Raw genomic sequence first — 15,762 nt, forward strand, 5'->3', positions numbered from 1 at the left:
ACACCACCACCCGAAACCCGCACCACGCGGGACCCGGAATCCGGGGCGTTTACATCAGCTTCGTTATGTCTCCATTCTGGCGAGTTTCCAGTTCCGTGTCAAATTTCCTCATTCGAGGCTATTTGCCACCAATTCCATCACTCGCCGGAATTTCGACGCTCCGTCTCCGGAGCAACCCCTCCAACTTACCTGAACTTCGCCGTTCCGTCGAACTGGGCGGAACCTGCCGAAATTCGGCTAAGAAAGAGGGAGACGCGGAGAGCCTAGCAGCCGTTTTCCCCTGAGAGGACCGTGGCGCACCGGGCTACCGCGCTCCAGAAGACTAACATCCCCTAGGGGATGCCGTAGCCGGTTTTCACTTCTTCCCCGTGGGGAGGCTCTCCAAACCTCGCTGAGTCGATAACCTGCTCGACCCGCACGAGGCGAGCCGGCTCCATCAACGCTCGCGGTCGTGAGGTGCGGGGGCTGGCGGCTGCTCCGGCCGACGTAGTAACCGTGCCCGAGACCACCGCGCCCGAAGAGGCCGAAGGCCTCATCCACCAGAGCGCAACGATCACGGCCGGCCGGAGCAGCCGCCCGTTCCCACGCCGGCCATACCCACCCGACCGCAGCCGTCCACACCGACCACCCTGTCCGACAGGTTCACCGTCGCTCAGGTCACCCGTGCTTCCGGCCAGCTCCGATGTTCCCAACTCCGGCGTTCCCGCTATGCGGGCAGTGCGACGAGCTGGGCCTCGAGGCGAGAGATGTCCTCCTCCGCCTGAGCGGCACGTTGCCGTACCTTGGCGACGACGTTCTCCGGCGCCTTGGCCATAAACTGCTCGTTGGCCAGTTTGCCGGTGACCTGGGCATGCTCCTTGCGAGCCGTAGCGAGATCTTTCTCCAGTCTCCGCCGCTCGGCGGCAACATCGATGGCACCTGCGGTGTCGATCTCGACCAGGACCGCGCCGACGGTGAGCCGGGCCGTCGCGGTGAAGGCGTCCGAGGGAGTTTCCAGCCGCAGTAGCGAGCGGATGGCCGTCTCGTGCGGGGCTAGCGCCGTACCGGACAGGGAAAGCCGCGCGGCCACACGCTGCCCGGGCTTGAGCCCCTGGTCGGAACGGAACCTGCGCACCTCCGTGACCAGTTCCTGGACCGACGCGATCTCCTGCTCGGCGGCCGCGTCGCCGGCCAGCCCGGCAGCGGCGGTCGGCCAGGGAGCGACCACGATCGACTCGCCACCGGTCAGAGCCCGCCACAGTTCCTCAGTCACAAACGGGATCAGGGGGTGCAGAAGCCGCAGCAAGGCGTCGAAAACGTGGCCCAGGACGCGCTTGGTGTTCTCGGCGATCTCGCCTCCGGCGGAGATCTGGACCTTCGCCAGTTCGACGTACCAGTCGCAGACCTCGTCCCAGGCGAAGTGATAGAGAACGTCAGAGATCTTGGCGAATTCGAAGTCCTCGAAAGCCGTGTCGATCGACGTGATGACAGCCTGCAGACGGGAGAGGATCCACCGGTCGGCCGCGGTGAGCTGCTGCGAGGGGATGCCGTCCGAGACGGCGCCGTTCATCAACGCGAACCGCGTCGCGTTCCAGATCTTGTTGCAGAAGTTGCGCGATCCGGCCGCCCAGTCTTCACTGATCGCCACGTCCGATCCCGGGTTGGCCCCGCGCAGCAGGGTGAAGCGCGTGGCGTCGGCGCCGTAGCGCGCGATCCAGTCGAGCGGGTCGACGACGTTGCCGAACGACTTCGACATCTTCTTGCCGAACTGGTCACGTACCATCCCGTGCAACGCCACGGTGCGAAACGGCGGCTGCCCGTCCATCGCATACAGCCCGAACATCATCATCCGGGCGACCCAGAAGAACAGGATGTCGTATCCGGTGACCAGCACCGTGGTCGGGTAGAAGCGGGCCAGTTCCGGAGTGGCGTCGGGCCAACCGAGCGTGGAGAACGGCCACAGACCCGAGGAGAACCACGTGTCGAGCACGTCCTGGTCCTGCTCGTACCCAGCCGGCGGCTCCTCGTCCGGGCCCACGCACACCATTTCGCCGTTGGGGCCGTACCACACCGGAATGCGGTGTCCCCACCACAGCTGCCGCGAGATGCACCAGTCGTGCATGTCGTCGACCCAGTCGAAGTAGCGCTTTGCCATCTCCGGCGGGTGGATGCTGGTACGTCCGTCCCGGACGGCGTCGCCCGCCGCCTTGGCCAACGGCGACACGTTGACGAACCACTGCAGCGACAGCCGCGGCTCCACCACTGTCTTGCAGCGGGAGCAGTGGCCGACCGAATGGACGTACGGCCGCTTCTCGGCGACGATCCTGCCCTGCTCGCGCAGCGCGCCGACCACCGCGGGCCGTGCCTCGAACCGGTCGAGCCCCTCGAACGGCCCGTGCGCCGTGATGACCCCCCGCTCATCCATGATCTGGATGGATTCCAGCGCGTGACGGCGCCCGATCTCGAAGTCGTTGGGGTCGTGGGCCGGGGTCACCTTCACCGCGCCGGTACCGAACGCCGGGTCCACATGTTCATCGGCGACGATAGGGATGAGTCGACCGGTCAGCGGCAACTCCACCTGCTTGCCCACCAGATGGGCGTACCGCTCGTCGTTCGGATGGACGGCCACGGCGGAGTCACCCAGCATGGTCTCCGCACGTGTCGTGGCGACCACGATCTCCGTGTCGCCCGAGCCGTACCGGATCGAGACGAGCTCCCCATCGTCCTCGGTGTGCTCAACCTCGATGTCGGACAGGGCGGTGAGGCAGCGCGGACACCAGTTGATGATCCGCTCAGCGCGGTAGATCAGCCCGTCGTCGAAGAGCCGCTTGAAGATCGTCTGAACGGCCCGGGACAGTCCCTCGTCCATGGTGAACCGCTCGCGATTCCAGTCCACGCCGTCGCCGAGCTTCTTCATCTGGCCGAGGATCCGGCCGCCGGACTCCTCCTTCCACTGCCAGACGCGCTCGACGAACGCCTCACGACCGAGGTCATGGCGAGACAAACCGTCCTTGGCGATCTCGCGCTCGACGACGTTCTGCGTCGCGATACCGGCGTGGTCCATGCCGGGGAGCCACAGGGTCTCGAGACCCCGCATCCGGGCCCGGCGGGTCAGCGCGTCCTGGATCGAGTGGTCGAGGGCGTGCCCGACGTGCAGGGATCCGGTCACGTTCGGCGGAGGAAGCACGATGCTGTACGGCTCACGCCCGCTGCCCGCGTGAGCGGTGAAATACCCCTCGGATACCCAGCGCTCGTAGCTACGGGTCTCGACATCGGCGGGCGCGTACTGGGTAGGCAGCTCAGGCGTTGTCATGATGCCCAATTCTAGGGATGTCAGGCCACCACCCGGGCCAGGCTAGGCGGACTTCTCTCTTGGAGTGCGCTGTTGCTTGGCCTGGAGCTGATCACGCGGCACCAGGGTCGGGTTCACGTGCTCCAGCACGGCTTCGCGGGTGATGACGACGCGGGCCACGTCCTGCCGGGACGGCACCTCGTACATCACCGAGAGGAGGACCTCCTCCATGATGGCGCGCAGTCCGCGGGCTCCGGTGCCACGTAGGATGGCCTGGTCCGCGATCGCCTCAAGGGCGTCGTCGGTGAACTCCAACTCCACGTTGTCCAGCTCGAACAGGCGGCGGTACTGCTTCACGAGCGCGTTGCGCGGCTCGGTGAGGATCAGGATCAGCGCTTCCCTGTCCAGGTTGTGCACCGACGTGATCACGGGCAGCCGACCGACGAATTCCGGGATCATGCCGAACTTCAGCAGGTCTTCCGGCATGACCTCCGAGAAGACGTCGGAGGTGTCGAGTTCCTCCTTGGACCGGATGATCGCGTTGAAGCCGATGCCCTTCTTGCCAATCCGCGACTCGATGATCTTTTCCAGGCCGGCGAAGGCTCCGCCGCAGATGAACAGCACGTTCGTGGTGTCGATCTGGATGAACTCCTGGTGCGGATGCTTGCGACCACCCTGCGGCGGCACGCTTGCGGTGGTCCCCTCCAGGATCTTCAGCAGCGCCTGTTGCACGCCCTCGCCGGACACGTCCCGGGTGATCGACGGGTTCTCGCTCTTGCGGGCGATCTTGTCGACCTCGTCGATGTAGATGATGCCGGTCTCGGCCTTCTTGACGTCGTAGTCGGCGGCCTGGATCAGCTTGAGGAGGATGTTCTCCACGTCCTCGCCTACGTACCCCGCCTCGGTCAGCGCGGTCGCGTCCGCGATGGCGAACGGCACGTTGAGCATCTTGGCGAGGGTCTGCGCGAGCAGGGTCTTGCCGGAGCCGGTCGGGCCGAGCAGCAGGATGTTGGACTTCGCCAACTCCAGGCCGTCATCACGGCCGCGCTCACCGGACTGGACGCGCTTGTAGTGGTTGTACACGGCCACCGACAGCGCCTTCTTCGCCTTGTCCTGGCCGATGACGTACGCGTCGAGGAACTCGTAGATCTCACGCGGCTTGGGAAGGTTGTCCCACTTGAGTTCGGAGGACTCGGAGAGCTCCTCCTCAATGATCTCGTTACAGAGATCGATGCACTCATCGCAGATGTAGACGCCGGGTCCGGCGATGAGCTTCTTGACCTGCTTCTGGCTCTTCCCGCAGAACGAGCACTTGAGCAGGTCTCCCCCGTCGCCGATGCGTGCCACCCCAGATACTCCTTTGCGTGGGACCGCCCTGCCGCCGCGGTCACTTCCGTCCGCACTCGGCCTGCTCCGGTGCGAAAACGTCATCCCGCTCAGGTTTCGACGTTACCGTCTTCTGGACCCTCCGTGAGCCCCCTGGCGGCGAGTCGCACCGGAACGTGCCCAATTGGGACCCGCTCCGGTGCGACAACTCCTCAGGAAGCAGCGATCGCCGCCGCGCGCTTCTTTCGCGACGGGATGATGTCGTCAACCAGCCCGTACGCCTTCGCCTCCTCGGCACTGAGGATCTTGTCGCGCTCGATGTCCCTGCGGACATCGTCGGGCGCCTTGCCCGAGTGCCGCGCGATGATCTCCTCGAGCAGCGACCTCATACGCAGGATCTCACGAGCCTGGATCTCGATGTCACTTCCCTGGCCACCGCCTTCGGTATAGGGCTGGTGGATCAGGACGCGGGCGTTCGGGAGCGCGAAGCGCTTGCCGGCCGTGCCGCCGGCCAGCAGCACGGCCGCCGCCGAGGCCGCCTGGCCCAGGCAGACCGTCTGGATCTCCGGGCGGACGAACTGCATGGTGTCGTAGATCGCCGTCATGGCCGTGAACGACCCGCCAGGCGAGTTGATGTACATGCTGATGTCGCGGTCCGGGTCCAGCGACTCCAGCGTCAGAAGCTGCGCCATCACGTCGTTCGCCGAGGCGTCGTCGATCTGGACACCGAGGAAGATGATGCGGTCCTCGAACAGCTTGTTGTACGGGTTCATCTCCTTCACGCCGTACGACGTGCGTTCGACGAAGGAGGGAAGGACATAGCGGCCGTTGATATCTCCCGGCCGGATCAGCTCGCTCACTTGGAAAGCTCCAGTCATGAGACGGCGCCCTCGGAGGGCACCTGACGCGCGCTGCGCACGACATGGTCGATGAAGCCGTAGTCCCTGGCCTCCTCGGCCGTGAACCAGCGGTCGCGGTCGGAGTCACGCTCGATCTGGTCGAGCGACTGCCCCGTGTGGAAGGCGATGCGCTCAGCGAGTGTCTTCTTCACGTACAGCATCTGCTCGGCCTGAATCGCGACGTCCGCCGCGGTTCCGCCGATGCCGCCCGACGGCTGGTGCATCATGATGCGGGCGTGCGGCAGCGCGTACCGCTTCCCGGGCGCGCCCGCGCAGAGCAGGAACTGCCCCATCGAGGCGGCCAGTCCCATCGCGACCGTGCAGACGTCGTTCGGCACGTACTCCATCATGTCGTAAATCGCCATGCCGGCCGTCACCGAGCCGCCAGGGGAGTTGATGTACATCCAGATGTCGCGATCCGGGTCATCGGCGGCGAGGAGCAGGAGTTCGGCACAGAGCCGGTTGGCCACCTCGTCGCCCACCTGGGTGCCGAGCACCACGATGCGCTCACGCAGCAGCCGCTGGTAGAGCTGGTCTTCGAGGCGGGTCGGGCCCTCCTCACGGCCCCGGGCCTCGAAACCCGAGCCTGCGGACGGGAAGAAGGTCGGCGGGCTGGTCACAGCGTCACCTTCCAATGCGTCGTAATCGGTTGGCTTTGCTTGTGACCTTAACGCGCGCCGCCGACAGGTCATGCCTCCTCACCGTGCTGTTCGCTGTCGGCGCAGGTTCACCCTCGCGTCGGCACGGCTCGGTGCTCCCGGCTGCCTTTCCCGTCGCCACGCGGCCACGACACGCCGTACGAAGCCCCAGCTCATCTCGGTACGGCCGAAGAGCCGTGCGACGAGAAATTTACGGGGATTTACCCGGTGATAACCGAGAAACCCCCGGCGCACCGAAGTGCGGCGGGGGCTTTCCCGATCAACACGGTCGATTGACTTTTCCAGAGCCCACGACCATCGAAAAACCGGCGAGAACCGGAAATTCAGCTTTCCGCGGACTGCTCCGGCTCGCCCTCGGCCTGCTCCGCCCCGACCTGCTCCTGCTCGGGGTTGAGCTCGGCGTAGATGGCCTTGAGGTCGACGGCGTTGCCCGCCTCGTCCTTCACGCTGGCGGCGTCGCCCACGATGGTCTTGGCCTTCTCCCGGACGATCTCCACCATGGCGAGCGGGAGTTGATTGTTGTCGGCGAGGTGCTGGGCCAGCGTGTTCGGGGCGACGCCGACCTGCATGGCCCGGCGCACCACGAAGTCGGTGAGCTCCTGCTCGCTGACCCCAATCTCCTCGGCCTTCACAATCTTGTCGAGGACGAAGCCCACCTTCAGCGCCTTGGCCGCGTTCTGCTCGTACTCGGCGAAGCGATCCTCCTCGGTCGTCTGGTGAAGACGGAAGTACGCCTCGCGGCTGAGGCCGCTCTCCGCGATCTCGTGCTCGAGATTGTGCTTGCGCGCGTCGATCTCGGCGGTGAGCGCGCTCTCCGGGAGCGGAATGTCGATCTTCTCGAGCAGTGCGTCCAGGGCCTTCTCGCGGCTCTCCATGACCTGCTCGATCAGCTTGTTGCGGCGAATCTGGCCGCGCAGGCCGTCCTTGAGCTCGTCAAGCGTGTCGAACTCGCTGGCGAGCTGAGCGAACTCGTCATCCAGTTCGGGCAGCACCTTCTCCTTGACCGACTTGACGTTGATGATCACGTCGGCCTCCTCGCCGGCGTTCTCGCCGCCGACAAGCGTGGTGCGGAAAGTCTTCTCTTCGCCTGCGGCCATGCCCTGGAGCGCGTCATCCAGCCCCTGGAGCACCGAGCCGGCGCCGACCTCGTAGGAGACGTCGGCCGCCTGCTGCTCGTCGAGGTTCCTGCCGTCGATCTCGGCACGCAGGTCCATCACGACATAATCGCCGTTCTGGGCCTGGCGCTCGACGCCGGTCAGCGTGGCGAAGCGCTGGCGCAGCGCGTTGAGCTGGGCGTCGATGTCCTCGTCGGACACCTCGGACGCGCCGACGACGACCTCGAGACCCGCGTAGTCGGGCACGTCGAAGGCCGGGCGGACGTCCACCTCGGCGGTGAACTCGACCTGCTCACCATCCTCGAGCTTGGTGACCTCGATCTCCGGCTGGCTGACCGGAAAGACGTCGGTCTCGTCGACGGCCTGGCCGTAGAGCTTGGGCAGAGCGTCGTTCAGGGTCTCCTCAAGAACCACCGCGCGGCCGAAGCGCTGCTCGATGATCCGGGCCGGCACCTTGCCGGGGCGGAACCCGGGTACGCGCACCTGCTGCGCGACCTTCTTGTACGCGGCCTGCAGGCTCGGCTCGAGCTCCTTGAATGGCACCTCGACGGTGAGCTTGACCCGGGTAGGGCTGAGCTCCTCGACAGCGGTCTTCACGGGGTGGTCTCCTTGATCCAGCATCTGGTGATTGCAGGCGCGTAGTGCACGACAACCGCGGCACAGTAAACGCGCGCCGCGCCCACGTGAGAGGCACAGAGACCACCGCCGCCTGGGCGCAACCGCTTAGGCATGCTCGACTGTGGCGGGTGTCCAGCGCCAAGGGCAGTCTAGAACAGACCGACGGCTCGCAGCGACAGCCACGGCCTGTTACAGGTCGGCGATGATTCGCTGGAGCAGGTCCACGGTCTCCGCCGGGGTTGTGCTCACAGCGCACAAACGCTCCATGACCTCGATGTAGCGATCGAGTTCTTCGCGTTTGTCCAAGTAGAGGGCGCTCGCGAGCTGCTCCACGTAAACGATGTCGGGAAGCTCCGGGTCGGCGAACCGCAGGATGCTGAAGGCCCCACCCTCCGCGGCGTGCCCCCCGTAACTGAACGGAATGACCTGGATCGTGACGTTGGGCTGGTTCATCAGATCGATCAGGTGCTGGATCTGGCCGCGCATCACGTCCACGCCACCGATCGGCCGCCGCAGCGCCGCCTCGTCGATCACCGCCCAGAACAACGGGCTGTCCTCGCCGTCAAGAATGCGCTGCCGTTCGAGGCGCAGGTCGACCCGCCTGGCGATCTCCTCGGGCACCGCACCGACCGCACCCGCCGTGATGACGGCGCGGGCGTACTCCTTGGTCTGCAACAGGCCCGGGACGAATTGCACCTCGTAGGTGCGGATGCGGGTGGCCGCCTCCTCCAACCCGACGTATGTCTGGAACCAAGCCGGGAGTACGTCACTGAACCGGTGCCACCAGCCGGGTTCGTTGGCCCGCTCGACCAGCCCCATCACCACGGCCCGGGTCTTCTCGTCCTCCACGCCGTAAAGGGTGAGAAGGTCGGCGACGTCACGTTCCTTGAAGCTGACCCGGCCCAACTCCATCCGGCTGATCTTGGATTCGGATCCGCGGATGAACCGCCCGGCCTCGTCGCGGCTGACGCCCTTGTCTTCTCTGAGCCTGCGGAGCTGGGCTCCCAGGAGAATGCGGAGAGCCGTCGGGCCCGATCCAGGTTGGATCTGCATCACGACTCCTCCCTCTCGGCTCCGCCCTCTTCATGCCACCCGTGCCGCAAGGGGTCTCGCACGATCCCAGCCGCTCCAATGGCACCTATCCCAGCCCACACAGTGTCACCAGTTCCGGCCCGGTTGACAAGGTCTCGTCCACGTAACCCCTGCCGCACCCCGAAAGCCGACTCTGTGCATTTGCACACGCCGAGTGCACGTGCATTTGGGGCTTGCATGGGGGGTGCTGACTGTTCCATTATGTCTTGGTGCATATTGGGTTACATATGCACCAAGACATGGAGAACGGGCCAGCGGGAGGTACGGGCAGCATGTCGGAGAAGCCCGGGTCCGCCGGTTCGTTGACCCGTGACGCGGGATTCGGTTGGTTCCTCCGTACCGCCAGCGAGTCCGATACCCGCACGTGTCCTCTGCGACCCCAGGCCGACTCCGTCGGCCGGGCACGTGAGGTCACCCGCACCACCCTGCGACAATGGGGCCTTCCCGAACTGAGCGAGGACGCGTCTCTGGTCGTCTCCGAACTGGTGACGAACGCCGTCCGTTACGCTCGGTATCCGGTCGGCGAATGGAGCGATCACCCGATCACACTGGTACTGCTCCGCATCGCGCCACATGTCCTGCTGGCGGTCTCCGACCCCAGCGACCGCATCCCCGCGCCGAAGGAACCCGACTTCATCTCCGAACACGGCCGCGGTCTCTACATCGTAGAGACCTACAGCCAGGCCTGGGGATGGGATCCCCTCGACCACGGCGGCAAGGCCGTGTGGGCCCTTCTGCGCAGCTCCGCCTGACACCACTTCGGCCTCGGGCCCTTCGCCGATCGCCGGCTTCATGACGTTCGAGCACAGGGGCGGGACATCTCCGCAGCCCACATAAGCCTGGTCCAGGTAAACAATCGGCACCGATTGCGGCGGTTTTCGGGCGATCACGAAGGCCAGGCCTCCCGTACGGGATGACCTGGCCTTTTGCGTTCGGAGCGGACGACGGGAATCGAACCCGCGTAGCCAGTTTGGAAGACTGGGGCTCTACCATTGAGCTACGTCCGCGCGCGGCCGGCTGTCCATCTGGTTTAGACTTCATCCGGTCGTCAGGGCGTAAGCGTACCGGAGTCCCGGAGCGTTCGCGTACCCGGCGAGACGGGGCGTGGCGCAGCTTGGTAGCGCGCTTGCTTTGGGAGCAAGAAGTCGCAGGTTCAAATCCTGTCGCCCCGACTGCTCTGACCAGTCAGAAGGCCGCTGCCGGAGATCGGGAGCGGCCTTCCGCATGACTGATCGGGTGGCCGGCATCTCCGCTGGCCTCAGGTGACGGGCCTCACTCGTCCACGACGTACGGGTGCGTGAGGAACTCGAGGGCGTGACCGTCGGGATCGTCCACGTAGACCCCGCGTCCATGATGCCGATGGTTGATCTCCTGCGGCTCCTGGTGGTGCGGGCCGCCCCAGTACGGCAGGTCGCGCTCGACGATCCGCCCGTGGATCTGGTCGAACTCCTCCTCCGAGACCAGGAACGCCAGGTGCTGCATGATGATGTGGTCGGAATCGACGATGGAGTCCGCGTAGTCGACGGTCACGCCGTTGGCGAGCGGGACGGTCGCGAACGGTCCGAACTCCTCAGGCTCGGGCGCTCCCAGCAGGGCGGTGAGGAACCGGGCCGAGGCGAACCGGTCGGTGCTGTGCATGATCGTGTGATCCAGTTGTGCGGGCACGGGACCTCCAGGCGGTCGGATCCGGTGTGACCCTTCCCTTCCGAGGCTACAAACCGTGTTTCCGGCCCTGCCAGGCACGGGTTCGCACCGATCTGGCCCGCGTCCTTCCGCGGAGCCGCGCGTACTCGCAGACTGGTGTTCACGCCGGATCGGTCGTCCGGCAGCGCCGGGAGTCATACGGGAGAGGAGTGGATGACGTGGCGAACGAGCCGACAAGGGTGCTACTCGACGAGTCACAAATCCCACGAAACTGGTACAACATTCTTCCTGATCTTCCGAAGCCTCCCCCACCGCCGCTCCACCCGGCGACCCTGCAACCCATCGGCCCGGACGATCTGCTGCCGTTGTTCCCCGCGGACCTGATCGCGCAGGAGGTGACCCGGGACCGTCACGTCCCCATCCCGGAGGACGTCCTCGACGTCTACCGCCTCTGGCGCCCCACCCCTCTGATCCGCGCCCGCCGACTCGAAAAGAGCCTGAGCACCCCGGCCAGGATCTACTACAAGTACGAGGGCGGCAGCCCCTCGGGATCTCACAAGCCCAACACCGCGGTCCCGCAGGCCTACTACAACGCCCGACAGGGCGTGCGCAGGCTGACCACGGAGACCGGCGCCGGCCAGTGGGGCTCGGCGCTCGCGTTCGCCTGCGCCCAATACGGCCTGGCCTGTGAGATCTGGATGGTACGGGCCTCCTACGACCAGAAGCCCTACCGCAGGACGCTGATGCGGACATATGGCGGCACCGTTCATCCGAGCCCCTCCGCGGTGACGACGACGGGCAGCAGGATCCTCGCCGAAGACCCCGGCTGTCCCGGCTCTCTCGGCATCGCGATCAGCGAGGCCGTGGAGGTCGCCGGCGGCCACGACGACACCCGGTACGCACTCGGCTCCGTGCTCAACCACGTGCTCATGCATCAGACCGTCATCGGGGAGGAGGCACTGGAGCAGCTCGCCATGCTGGGTGAGACACCCGACCTGATCATCGGCTGCGCCGGTGGCGGCTCCAACTTCGCCGGCCTGGTCTTCCCGTTCCTGCGAGAGAAGCTGGCCGGGCGGATGGGCCCCGTGCTGCGCGCGGTCGAACCGGCCGCCTGCCCCTCACTGACGAGGGGCGTCTACGCGTACGACTACGGAGACAGCGCGGGGTTCACGCCGCTGCTGAAGATGCACACGCTCGGGCACACGTTCGTGCCGGACCCGATCCACGCGGGCGGCCTGCGCTATCACGGCATGGCCCCACTGCTGTCGCACATCTACGAACTCGGCATGGTGGAGGCGGTGGCCAAGAACCAGTCCGAGTGCTTCAAGGCCGGCCTGCGGTTCGCCCGGACCGAGGGCATCGTGCCCGCCCCCGAGCCCACGCACGCTCTCGCCGAGACGATCGCGGAGGCGCTGCGCTGTGCCGAGACGGGCGAGCCGAAGGTGATCGTGACCGCGGTGTGCGGACACGGCCATTTCGACCTGCCCGCCTACGAGGGCCACCTGGCCGGCCATCTGGAGGACGTGCCGCTCCCCCAGGAACGGATCGACACGGCGCTCGCTCAGCTACCCGCGGTGTGACCATACCGAGATGAACCGATATGGATCATTCATCGCAAGTAGCTGAAATGCACGGTAGTGATTCATACGATTCTCAGGCATCCCACCGTCCCTCTCCGGAGTAGCCGATTTGGACCGGAACTGCGTCATCAAGGACCCCGCCCCCCGAGACCGGGCGGAGTGGCGCCGCGGCAGCGCCGCGGCAGCGCACGAGCGGCTGGCCTTTCTCAACGAGGCGAGCCATCGGATCGGCACCACCCTGGACCTGGCGGAGACGAGCAGGGAACTCGCCGACGTGGCGGTCCCGCGCTTCGCCGACACGGCGGCCGTCCTGGTCCAGGATCGGTTGTTGATCGACGGGGAGCTTCCCTCCCGCCAGATCGACGGCAGCTCACTCGTCCGCCGGGTCGCGGTGGCCGTGGCGATGGAGGACCCGCAGCCGTGGCTCAACGCCTTCCCCGTCGGCGAGGTGACGGTCTTCTCCGCGATGCTGCCGCACACGCAGAGCATGGTCAGCGGTAAGCCGCTGATGTACCCCGTCCTCGACAAGGAGAGCGCCCGGGTGATCGGCGCCGGCGTAGACCGTGAGGACGCGATCGTGGAGCTCCTCACCGACTCCTCCTTCCTCACCGTGCCCCTGCGCGCGCGAGGGCGGGTTCTCGGCTGCGCGGTCTTCAGTAGACGGCCGGGCGGCCGGCCGTTCGAGGAGACGGATGTCGCTGTAGCCGAGGAGCTCGCGGCGCGGACCGCCGTGTGCATCGACAATGCCCGGCTCTATTCCCGCGAGCACCGGACCGCCCTGACCCTGCAGAGCAGCCTGCTTCCCGCCGAGCTGCCGCAACCGCTGGGCATGGACATCGCCTCGCGCTATCTGCCGGCCAGTGACCTCATGGGCGTCGGCGGCGACTGGTACGACGTGATCCCCCTGCCGGGATGCCGGTCCGCGCTGGTTGTGGGCGATGTGATGGGCCACGGCACCCGGGCCGCCGCCACCATGGGGCAGCTCCGTACGGCCGCGCGCACGCTGGCGAGCCTGGACCTGCCGCCTGACGAGGTGCTCTTCCGACTCAACCTGATGAGCCAGGACCTCGATCCCACACAGATCGCCACGTGCATCTACGCCGTCTACGACCCGGTGACCCGCGGGTGCGCGCTGTCCAGAGCGGGTCATGTGCCGCCCGTGCTGCTGCACCCGGATCGCTCGACCGAGATCATCGATCTGCCCTCGGGGCTCCCGCTCGGCATCGGCACCGACCCGCTCGAGACGCGGGAGCTGACCCTTCCGGCTGGCAGTGTGCTGGCCCTCTACACCGACGGCCTGGTGGAGAGCCGTGAACGGGACCTCGACGCGGGCATCATGACGCTGCGCCGTCTACTCGCCGGCGCCGTCGACGATCTAGAGGACATGTGCGACGTGACGATCAGCGGCCAGCGGTCCAGCCACGAGCGCGACGACATCGCGCTGCTGGTGGCCCGGGTGCGAGACCTCGACCCGGACGAGATCGCCTCCTGCCCGCTGCCCGCCGACCCGAGGTTCGTGGCGCACGCCCGCCGTTTCGTCCGCGACACCCTGGCCGCCTGGGGGCTCGGCGGGATGGCGGACAGCACTCAGTTGATAGTGAGCGAGTTGGTCACCAACGCGCTCAAGCACGGCTGGCCGCCGATCGAGCTACGGCTGCTCCGCGGCCGGACGCTGGTATGCGAGGTCGTCGACGGCTCGGCGACCACCCCTGCCCCGCGTATGCCCGCGCCCGATGAGGACACCGGCCGGGGCCTCCAGCTCATCAAGCGGTTCGCCTACCGCTGGGGCACCCGGCCGACGCCGTACGGAAAAATCGTCTGGGTGGAGCAGAACCTCCCCTGACGACCCTGAGTCCCCGTGCTCTAGCGGCCGGTCGGGCGCTTACCGTGGTTGGCCTTCTTCTTCTTGCGTGCCTTGGACCTGCGTGCGCGCTTCGCCATGAGGGCCCGCCTTTCTCGTCCGGCTTTTCCTCACTGTCCCCCGCCCGGCGATGCCGTACAAGGGGGAAGAGCCGATCCATGCATCCTCGTCACCATGAATCAACATTCCTGCTGCTGCTATCTGGCATAATTTGTTGGAACCCGTTGATAGGAGCGATGGATGCTGGCCCAGCAACGGCGGCAGGCGATCCTGGAGCGAGTCCGGAGGACGGGCGGTGCGCGCGTCGCGGAACTCGTACGCGACCTCGGGGTCTCGGACATGACCATCCGACGCGACCTGGAGGTCCTGGCGAACCGCGGACTGATCGAGAAGGTTCACGGCGGGGCCACCGCCGCCGGAGCCGGATCCACCGAGGAGCCCGGTTTCGCCGCCAAATCGATGCGCCAGCAGACGGAGAAGGAGGCCATCGCCCGGCGCGCGGCCCGGCTCGTCCAGCCCGGCGGCGCCGTGGCGCTGTCGGCCGGCACCACGACATGGGCCCTCGCCCACCATCTGGTCGAGGTGCCCGAGCTGACCGTCATCACGAACTCCGTGCAGGTCGCTGACGTTTTCCACCGGTCGGGACGGAGCGATCAGACCGTGGTGCTGGTCGGCGGGGTGCGCACGCCGTCGGACGCGCTCGTCGGGCCCGTGGCGATCACGGCCATCCGGTCCCTGAACGTCGACACGCTCATGCTGGGCATCCACGGAATGAACCCCCGGGCCGGCTTCACGACCCCGAACCTCCTCGAAGCCGAGACAGACCGGGAGTTGGTCGCCGCCGCGCGGCAGCTCGTCGTGCTGGCCGATCACACCAAGTGGGGCACTGTCGGCATCAGCACCATCGCCCGCCTCGATCAGGCTCATGTCGTCGTCAGCGACACGGGACTGCCCGATGAAGCGCGGGCCGAGCTGTCCGAGCACATCGGCAAGTTGATCCTCGCCGATCCGGCCGGGGACGGCGAGCTCGGGCACCGGAAACCGGCGCAGTGAACGGCGACACAGGCGACACAGGCGGCACAGACGGCACAGGCGATACCCGACGTCGCTCGTGACCCGGCAGGTGACAGCACGGGCGACGACGTGACCGACGACATGAACGGCATGTGTGAACGACAACGTGAAGCGCACGATCACCCATCTCGCCGACGGCCGTGAGCTCATCTACTACGATCGGCGGGACGACGTGGACCACAGCGCCGCCGAGGCGGATCGGCGTCTGGTAGCGTCATCGCGTCAGGTACCGCCGGACGGGCGAGAACGGAGCCGCAAGGTTCGAAAGCCTGTGGAGACCCGGTAAGACCACCTTGGTGGCACAGGTCGATGAAGCAGGAAGCCGCAGAAGTGTCGCATGTGCGGCACAGGCTGAATCTTCGGCATTCATGCCGGAGAGCGCGTCAAGACCCGCTGCTGGACGAGTGGGTGGCGGTCGACGGACACCGCCAGACCCGCACCCATCTCCCCTCCGCAGAAGAGTGTCCCCTGTGCCCCGCCCACCCTGGATCGGAGATCCCCTCCCCCTACGAGGTGGCGGCCCAGATGCTGCGCCAAGCCGAGATCACGGTCTGATCTCTGAATGATTGCGACTCGGGGTGGCATCCGGCGTTTCCGTACCACTATTATCCATCGCATCGTCT

14 protein-coding genes and 2 tRNA genes are annotated in these 15,762 nt (G+C 66.5%); 7 read left to right on the forward strand and 9 right to left on the reverse strand.

Annotated features, from left to right (window positions below; translation table 11 throughout):
* Positions 1-706: 706 nt before the first annotated feature.
* The 6 genes from ACFHYQ_RS23515 to ACFHYQ_RS23540 form a co-directional block, all read right to left on the reverse strand.
* Positions 707-3,292, reverse strand: a complete 2,586-nt coding sequence (locus ACFHYQ_RS23515; RefSeq protein WP_394303301.1) for a valine--tRNA ligase — start codon at positions 3,290-3,292, stop codon at positions 707-709.
* Between the two features lie 42 nt (positions 3,293-3,334).
* The gene (gene clpX, locus ACFHYQ_RS23520; protein ID WP_394303302.1) at positions 3,335-4,618 is read right to left on the reverse strand and encodes an ATP-dependent Clp protease ATP-binding subunit ClpX; all 1,284 of its coding nucleotides are present in this window, start codon (positions 4,616-4,618) and stop codon (positions 3,335-3,337) included.
* Positions 4,619-4,809: 191 nt separating this feature from the next.
* Positions 4,810-5,457, reverse strand: coding sequence for an ATP-dependent Clp protease proteolytic subunit (locus tag ACFHYQ_RS23525; RefSeq protein ID WP_394303303.1), 648 nt, complete (start codon positions 5,455-5,457; stop codon positions 4,810-4,812).
* A gap of 14 nt (positions 5,458-5,471) precedes the next feature.
* Positions 5,472-6,116 carry a ClpP family protease gene (locus ACFHYQ_RS23530; protein WP_394303304.1) on the reverse strand — a complete coding sequence of 215 codons (645 nt, stop codon included), beginning with the start codon at positions 6,114-6,116 and terminating at the stop codon, positions 5,472-5,474.
* Positions 6,117-6,478: 362 nt separating this feature from the next.
* Positions 6,479-7,867 (reverse strand): trigger factor, encoded by a 1,389-nt coding sequence (gene tig, locus ACFHYQ_RS23535; RefSeq protein WP_394303305.1) that lies wholly within the window; start codon positions 7,865-7,867, stop codon positions 6,479-6,481.
* Positions 7,868-8,077: 210 nt separating this feature from the next.
* The gene (locus ACFHYQ_RS23540) at positions 8,078-8,944 is read right to left on the reverse strand and encodes a Sco1979 family transcriptional regulator (protein ID WP_394303306.1); all 867 of its coding nucleotides are present in this window, start codon (positions 8,942-8,944) and stop codon (positions 8,078-8,080) included.
* Between the two features lie 308 nt (positions 8,945-9,252).
* Between ACFHYQ_RS23540 and ACFHYQ_RS23545 the strand changes: the two genes are divergently transcribed.
* Positions 9,253-9,732 carry an ATP-binding protein gene (locus tag ACFHYQ_RS23545; protein WP_204017415.1) on the forward strand — a complete coding sequence of 160 codons (480 nt, stop codon included), beginning with the start codon at positions 9,253-9,255 and terminating at the stop codon, positions 9,730-9,732.
* Positions 9,733-9,916: 184 nt separating this feature from the next.
* Here the strand turns inward: ACFHYQ_RS23545 and ACFHYQ_RS23550 are convergent.
* Positions 9,917-9,987: transfer RNA gene (locus ACFHYQ_RS23550), tRNA-Gly, on the reverse strand.
* A 91-nt stretch (positions 9,988-10,078) separates the two neighbouring features.
* On the opposite strand from ACFHYQ_RS23550, the gene ACFHYQ_RS23555 reads away from it, so the two are divergent.
* Positions 10,079-10,152, forward strand: a tRNA-Pro gene (locus tag ACFHYQ_RS23555).
* A 100-nt stretch (positions 10,153-10,252) separates the two neighbouring features.
* On the opposite strand, the gene ACFHYQ_RS23560 is transcribed toward ACFHYQ_RS23555, so the two are convergent.
* Complete coding sequence (locus ACFHYQ_RS23560; RefSeq protein ID WP_394303307.1) at positions 10,253-10,645, reverse strand: VOC family protein; 393 nt, start codon at positions 10,643-10,645, stop codon at positions 10,253-10,255.
* Positions 10,646-10,842: 197 nt separating this feature from the next.
* Here ACFHYQ_RS23560 and ACFHYQ_RS23565 point away from each other — a divergent pair, with 197 nt between their 5' ends.
* Entirely contained in the window at positions 10,843-12,204 is a 1,362-nt protein-coding gene (locus ACFHYQ_RS23565) for a TrpB-like pyridoxal phosphate-dependent enzyme (protein ID WP_394303308.1), read from the forward strand.
* Positions 12,205-12,313: 109 nt separating this feature from the next.
* Complete coding sequence (locus tag ACFHYQ_RS23570; protein WP_394303309.1) at positions 12,314-14,047, forward strand: ATP-binding SpoIIE family protein phosphatase; 1,734 nt, start codon at positions 12,314-12,316, stop codon at positions 14,045-14,047.
* 20 nt (positions 14,048-14,067) lie between these two features.
* Here the strand turns inward: ACFHYQ_RS23570 and ACFHYQ_RS23575 are convergent, their stop codons facing one another.
* Entirely contained in the window at positions 14,068-14,145 is a 78-nt protein-coding gene (locus tag ACFHYQ_RS23575; RefSeq protein WP_394303385.1) for a 50S ribosomal protein bL37, read from the reverse strand.
* A gap of 160 nt (positions 14,146-14,305) precedes the next feature.
* Between ACFHYQ_RS23575 and ACFHYQ_RS23580 the strand changes: the two genes are divergently transcribed.
* The 3 genes from ACFHYQ_RS23580 (at position 14,306) to ACFHYQ_RS23590 (ending at position 15,694) form a co-directional block, all read left to right on the forward strand.
* Positions 14,306-15,118 (forward strand): DeoR/GlpR family DNA-binding transcription regulator, encoded by an 813-nt coding sequence (locus ACFHYQ_RS23580; protein ID WP_394303310.1) that lies wholly within the window; start codon positions 14,306-14,308, stop codon positions 15,116-15,118.
* Between the two features lie 115 nt (positions 15,119-15,233).
* On the forward strand, positions 15,234-15,425 hold the full coding sequence (locus tag ACFHYQ_RS23585) for a hypothetical protein (RefSeq protein ID WP_394303311.1): 192 nt from the start codon (positions 15,234-15,236) through the stop codon (positions 15,423-15,425).
* Between the two features lie 122 nt (positions 15,426-15,547).
* Positions 15,548-15,694 (forward strand): hypothetical protein, encoded by a 147-nt coding sequence (locus tag ACFHYQ_RS23590; RefSeq protein ID WP_394303312.1) that lies wholly within the window; start codon positions 15,548-15,550, stop codon positions 15,692-15,694.
* Positions 15,695-15,762: the final 68 nt, after the last annotated feature.

The organism is Sphaerimonospora cavernae (genome assembly GCF_042435035.1).
Lineage (GTDB): Bacteria > Actinomycetota > Actinomycetes > Streptosporangiales > Streptosporangiaceae > Sphaerimonospora > Sphaerimonospora cavernae.

Excerpts from the sequence above, each read along its gene's own strand:
- ACFHYQ_RS23515 (WP_394303301.1), bottom strand. The coding sequence starts at position 3,292 with ATGACAACGCCTGAGCTGCCTACCCAGTACGCGCCCGCCGATGTCGAG.
- ACFHYQ_RS23575 (WP_394303385.1), bottom strand. The coding sequence starts at position 14,145 with ATGGCGAAGCGCGCACGCAGGTCCAAGGCACGCAAGAAGAAGAAGGCC.
- ACFHYQ_RS23545 (WP_204017415.1), top strand. The coding sequence starts at position 9,253 with ATGTCGGAGAAGCCCGGGTCCGCCGGTTCGTTGACCCGTGACGCGGGA.
- ACFHYQ_RS23580 (WP_394303310.1), top strand. The coding sequence starts at position 14,306 with ATGCTGGCCCAGCAACGGCGGCAGGCGATCCTGGAGCGAGTCCGGAGG.